Here is a 2,572-nt window from a genome sequence, read left to right as displayed (position 1 = left end):
ATATTAGAGTTCTTAATAGTTTCATATTGATACTTATCTTCGCGTAGGGTCAGTCGCCTTCTGGTTTATTCTTCCCTGGCTGAATAACAGCGATTCCATTTTGCTAAAGTTTTAGCCGCAGTTACCCAGCCCTGTCTAGTTTTTGCCTGGCTTCCTCCAGTTCTGGGCTGATTTGTCCAGCTTCTGGAATTGTCTTTCCGTTTGTTAGCCAATAGGCGTACTCGGGCCAAAGCTCATTGAATGCTCGGATATGGTCTTCATTGGCTCGTTGCTTCCTGGTTCTCAGATTTCCCCACGTGCTGGCCTTGATACCAGTGCGCGCTTCTAAGTCTTCGTTATTCAAGCCTTTTTTTGTAATTACTTCTATGAGTCGTTCTCGGATCATTGCTAGTCGTTAAAGTAATAGATACTTTTTACTTGACGGTCTAAAAGTAAATAGTATTATTTACTTAAGAATTCGTTAGTGTTACCAAACCGCTAATCATAGTAACCCAAATGCCCGAAAACATGGAACAAGCCCAACAATGGCCCTTGTCGGCCTTCGTCCCGGTCATGCACCGGGAACGCTTCAGCGAGCTAACCGGTATCCCTTTCGGCGTTCTCGAAGGTTGGGCCAACCGGGGCTATATCCGGACGGTTGTTATTGGCAAACTCAAGCCGATCAAAATGGTCGGGCCAACCCAAATCAACATACTTCTGTCGTCAGCCAACCCCAATGATCCTATCCATGACCCAGTTGGTTCTGGCGGCGCTGGTGCCGTTCGACGGCGAGCGGCCTTGGCCGCGCAGTTCGGCGACGATGGCGGCAATCAGGTGGTATTGGATGTTGTGCGGGTTCGGCGGCAGGTCGTGTTGGGTGCCGCTTGGCGTTTCCAGCTCGATTGGCGTGAAGGCGAAGGTCGAGAAGCGGATCGCGCCGGCAGTACCCAGAATTTCGACGCTGTCGCGTCGGCTGGCGTCGGCGGCGGCAAAGGTCCAGAAGCCCGTGCCCAGCGCGCCGCCGGCGAACTTGAACGATGCGGCGACGGTGTCTTCCGCCGGATAAAGTCCGCCGCGATTTTCGGCGCGGCCTTGGGCGTCGGCGATAGGGCCCAGTAAAAAGTCCAATAGGTCCAAGCTATGGCAGGCCAAATCGAAGAAGTAACCGCCGCCGGCCACGGCCGGGTTTACCCGCCACGGCAAGCGGTTGGGATTGCGGTCGGCCGGGCGCGGCGACTGCACCAGGCAAACGTTGACCGCCAATACCGTGCCGATCGCGCCGGCATCCAGCAGCGTTTTAGCTTGCAAAAAATACGGCAAGGCGCGCCGATAATAGGCCACGAATAGCGGCAGGCTGGCGCGGTGGGCGGCCTGGTTCATTGCCTGGCATTCGGCGTAACGGCAGGCCATCGGCTTTTCGACGTAGACCGGTTTGCCGGCTTGCAAGGCCAGCATCGCGTAGTCGGCGTGGCTGGACGGTGGCGTCGCGATATAAACGGCATTGACTGCCGGATCGGCAAGCAGCGCCTCCGCATCGGCATACCATCGCGCCACGCCGTGGCGCGCCGCATAATCCGCCGCCTTGGCGGGATCGCGGCCCATCACCGCCACCAGCCGCGAATGCTCGATCTTGTTGAAGGCCGGCGCGCTTTTGCGTTCGGTCACCGCGCCGCAGCCGATCATGCCCCAGCGTACCTCGTCGAGAACCATCCCCATCGCCGCTTGGATTAAACCGCCGGACGGCGCTTACACCGGATATTCGGCGTAACGCGGTAAATCGTCGCCGTCGCAAGACCAATCGGCGCGCGAATCCCAGAAGATCCGCGCTTGCGGCTGGATCGGCGGCGCATCGTCCAACGCGCCGGCCGGAATCACCACGCCGTTCAATTCCGGTACGAAGCGGGCCACCGCCGCGCCGCATTCGCTGCAAAACTGGCGGGCAAAGCGTTGCGCCTCCGGCACTTTAAAGCGTTTCAGCAAGCCTTCGCCTTGCGTAAAACTCAGCGTCGCATCGCCGATGAACAAATTGCTGGCGTGGCCGGTGCCGGTGGCCTTGCGGCAGCGTTGGCAATGGCAGTGGTAAAAGCGTTGCGGCTGGCCGTGTACTTGAAATTGCACGGCGCCGCACAGGCAAGCGCCGTTTAACGTGACTTCGGACATTGGGCCTCCGGAAAATGATCAATTTCAGATCAGAATGCACTTTTGATCACGCCGCCGTCAACCCGTGGCGCGGCGCCAGGCCGGCCCGTTGTTTCTGTCCGCCGGGCAAGGTGACGCCGCGTTCTCCCACCAAGGTCGCCAAGCCGGCATCGAACCCGGCGATGGTTTCCGCTATTTGAGCGGCAGCGGCCCAAATCGTGTCGGGTGGTCTGTTAGGATCATCGAAGGAAATACTTTCGGAAATCATCACCGTAAATAAAAAGCGGTCTTGGATCACGAACGACAGACTTTCGAGCGATTGCCGGAACATGAACGCCGGCGCGATCAACGCGATGCTGATTAGACTCAGCCATTGATGAACGGCAATTCGAAAAAAACGCTGGATGGCGGCAATGTCATTGGTCACGCGCGCCACGATGTCGCCCAACGCGTT

At 57.7% G+C, this 2,572-nt stretch carries 3 protein-coding genes and 1 pseudogene; all 4 read right to left on the bottom strand.

What is annotated here, in order from left to right:
• Positions 1-121: 121 nt before the first annotated feature.
• The gene (locus AC3B8H_RS20315; protein WP_488443337.1) at positions 122-385 is read right to left on the bottom strand and encodes a DNA-binding protein; all 264 of its coding nucleotides are present in this window, start codon (positions 383-385) and stop codon (positions 122-124) included.
• Between the two features lie 317 nt (positions 386-702).
• Positions 703-1,689, bottom strand: coding sequence for a Gfo/Idh/MocA family protein (locus tag AC3B8H_RS20310; protein WP_488443336.1), 987 nt, complete (start codon positions 1,687-1,689; stop codon positions 703-705).
• Between the two features lie 36 nt (positions 1,690-1,725).
• Entirely contained in the window at positions 1,726-2,139 is a 414-nt protein-coding gene (locus tag AC3B8H_RS20305; RefSeq protein ID WP_488443335.1) for a GFA family protein, read from the bottom strand.
• Between the two features lie 46 nt (positions 2,140-2,185).
• Positions 2,186-2,572, bottom strand: a pseudogene (locus tag AC3B8H_RS20300) (hypothetical protein); the annotation flags it as partial.

It is taken from the genome of Methylomonas sp. BG-2 (genome assembly GCF_057766305.1).
This window is presented reverse-complemented; position numbering and strand designations above follow the sequence as displayed.